Below are 2,500 nucleotides of genomic sequence, written 5' to 3'. Positions count from 1 at the left end.
TGTCAACGGCCAAGTGCGTGTCGCCGCTGATGGCCATGTAGAAGTCCCCGGGTCTTCGTAGTTGACTACTTCTTGGTGAGGCGTGCTGGTGTCCTGGTTCGTGCCTGTTTCATCCGGAAGGACTCGCCCTCGGTGACCACGACGATGCTGTGGTGCAGGAGCCGGTCCAGCAGGCTGACGGCGGTGGTGTGTTCGGGCAGGAAGCGTCCCCATTGGTCGAAGGGCCAGTGCGAGCCGATGCCGAGCGCGCGGCGTTCGTAGGCGGCGGCGACGAGGCGGAACAGCAGTTGGGCGCCGGTGTCATCGAGCGGGGCGAAGCCGACCTCGTCGATGATGATCAGGTCGGCGCGTAGCAGGTTCTCGATGACGCGGCCGACGGAGTTGTCGGCCAGCCCGCGATAGAGGGTTTCGACCAGTTCGGCGGCGGTGAAGTAGCGGACCTTGTGGCCGGCCTGGATGGCGGCGACGCCCAGGGCGATGAGGCTGTGGGATTTGCCGGTGCCGGCCGGGCCGACCGCGCAGTAGTTCTCCGCCGCTCGGACCCACTCCAGCGAGGCGAGGTAGTCGAAGGTCGCCTTCGGGATGGAGGAGGCCGCGACGTTGAACTCCTCGATGGTCTTGAGCACGGGGAAGGCGGCGGCCTTCATCCGGGCGCGGGCGTTGGAGGCATCACGCGCCGCCAGTTCGGCGTCGATGAGCGTGCGCAGGAACTCCTCGGGGTTCCAGCGCTGCGTGCGGGCGGTGACCAGCAGTTCGGGCGCCAGTCGCCGGATGGCGGACAGCTTCAAGCGGCGCAGCCCGCCGTCGAGGTCGGCGGCCAGCGGCGCGGGTGTGGGTGCGGTCATGACACCTGTCCGATCTTGTCCAGGGTGTACTCGGCCAGCGACCGGGTCGGGACCGGCGGCAGCTCCAGGATCAGCGCATCGCCGGCGGGTGCCGGATGCGGGGTCCCCGCGCCCGCGGCCAGGATCGAGCGCACGTCTTCGGCTCGCCAGCGGCGGAAGGTCACTGCCCGTTCCAGCGCCGCGATGAGTGCCTGCTCGCCGTGCGCGGCCCGCAGGCCGGCCAACTCGACCAGGTCGCCGCTCAGCCGGGTGTTGCCCGCGGCGGCTGAGCCGGTCAGGAACGATTCGGCCGCCGGGCCGAGTGCCAGGAACGCCTTCTCCGCCGCGGTCCGAGGCCGGGCGGCGCGGCGTGGTGCGGGTCGGGGGCCGCCGTAGTGCTCATCGGCCACCGACGCCTCGCCGGGTGCGACCGCCAGATGGTCGGCGACGATCTCGCCGGTGGCCAGGTCGCAGATCAGCAGCTTGCCCTGCTGTTCACTGATCGCCACGCGGGCGCCGATCAGCCGCGTGGGCACCGAGTAGCGGGCCGAGCCGAACCGCACGCAAGACAGCCGGTCGACCTTGCGGGTGATGGGCGCCTTGCCGATCGCCGGCCGCAGCGACGGCAGAGCGGTCAGCAGCTCCCGCTCACCGGCCAGGCGCTCGGCGGGGACCGCGCAGATCTCCGAGTGCGTCACCGTGTTGACCTCGGCGCACCACTGGCGGGCGGCCACGTTGGCGGCGGTCAGGTCGTCGAAGGGCGCCAGTGGCACGACTAGATCACGTTTGGCGTAGCCGACCAGGTGCTCCACGATGCCCTTCGATTCCGGGTCGGCGGCCTCGCACCAGTCCGGCCGGAAGGCGTAGTGGGTGGCGAAGCGCACGTAGTCAGAGGCGGGGATGACCTTGTTGGCGACCACGCCACCCTTCAGACAGCCCATCCGATCGGCCAGCACCACCTTGGGCACCCCGCCGAGTTCCTCGAAGCATTCGGCCAGCAACGCCAGCGTAGTGGTGGCCCGCTCGTTGTCGGCGAAACGGACGAACCGCACCCGCGACCAGGCCAGCACCGCGCAGAACACGTGCAGCCCGCCGCCCGCATCGCCCCAGTCGATGACGAGCATCTCGCCTGGCGTCCAGACCGTCGGCCGCCGCCCGCGATGGTGATCGCGCCGCCATGTCTTCTTCGCCTCGGCCACCAGGCGGCGGAAGTTACGCGCCGATCCCTCATACCCTGCAGCCTGGGCCAGCGGCAGCAGGCGTTTGGCCGAGATCTTCCCGGCCGTGCTCTTGATCTTCTCGGCCACCAGATCGGCGACCGTATCGAAGTTGTGCTCGCGCCGTCTGCGGCCCGGCGGCTTGTCCCCGGCCAGCGCCCGCTCGATGATGCGTTTGACGGTCTTGTGCGTGGTACCGCACATCTCGGCGGCCCCGCGATAGGTGCCCACCTCACGGTAGGCGGCGATGATGTCCATGACTTCCCCCGAAGACTTCATGGCCGGGCAGACCCCCTGAGCGGTGATCTCGTGACTGGCTGACACCGTCACGATCACCGCTCAGGGCACACCCCTCCTGGCGACACGCGAACAGCGCGTAAGAGAAGTGGGGACCTAAACCGGCCATCAGTGGTGACCTCGAACTGGCCACCTGTGGGGACTTTTACATGGCCACGGACA

General features: G+C 69.4%; 2 protein-coding genes. Both read right to left on the bottom strand.

Features of this window, described 5'->3' with window-relative positions; genetic code table 11:
* Positions 1-65 precede the first annotated feature (65 nt).
* Complete coding sequence (gene istB / locus DQW85_RS24555; RefSeq protein ID WP_109526207.1) at positions 66-845, bottom strand: IS21-like element helper ATPase IstB; 780 nt, start codon at positions 843-845, stop codon at positions 66-68.
* Positions 842-2,320 (bottom strand): IS21 family transposase, encoded by a 1,479-nt coding sequence (gene istA / locus DQW85_RS24550; protein ID WP_113702378.1) that lies wholly within the window; start codon positions 2,318-2,320, stop codon positions 842-844. Before istA ends, istB begins: the two co-directional genes overlap by 4 nt.
* Positions 2,321-2,500: the final 180 nt, after the last annotated feature.

The sequence above is a fragment of the Nonomuraea lactucae genome, from assembly GCF_003313395.1.
GTDB classification, from domain to species: Bacteria; Actinomycetota; Actinomycetes; order Streptosporangiales; family Streptosporangiaceae; genus Nonomuraea; species Nonomuraea lactucae.
The sequence above is the reverse complement of the archived record's forward strand: the minus strand, read 5'-3'. Positions and strand labels throughout refer to the sequence as shown.

Excerpts from the sequence above, each read along its gene's own strand:
- istB (WP_109526207.1), bottom strand. The coding sequence starts at position 845 with ATGACCGCACCCACACCCGCGCCGCTGGCCGCCGACCTCGACGGCGGG.
- istA (WP_113702378.1), bottom strand. The coding sequence starts at position 2,320 with ATGAAGTCTTCGGGGGAAGTCATGGACATCATCGCCGCCTACCGTGAG.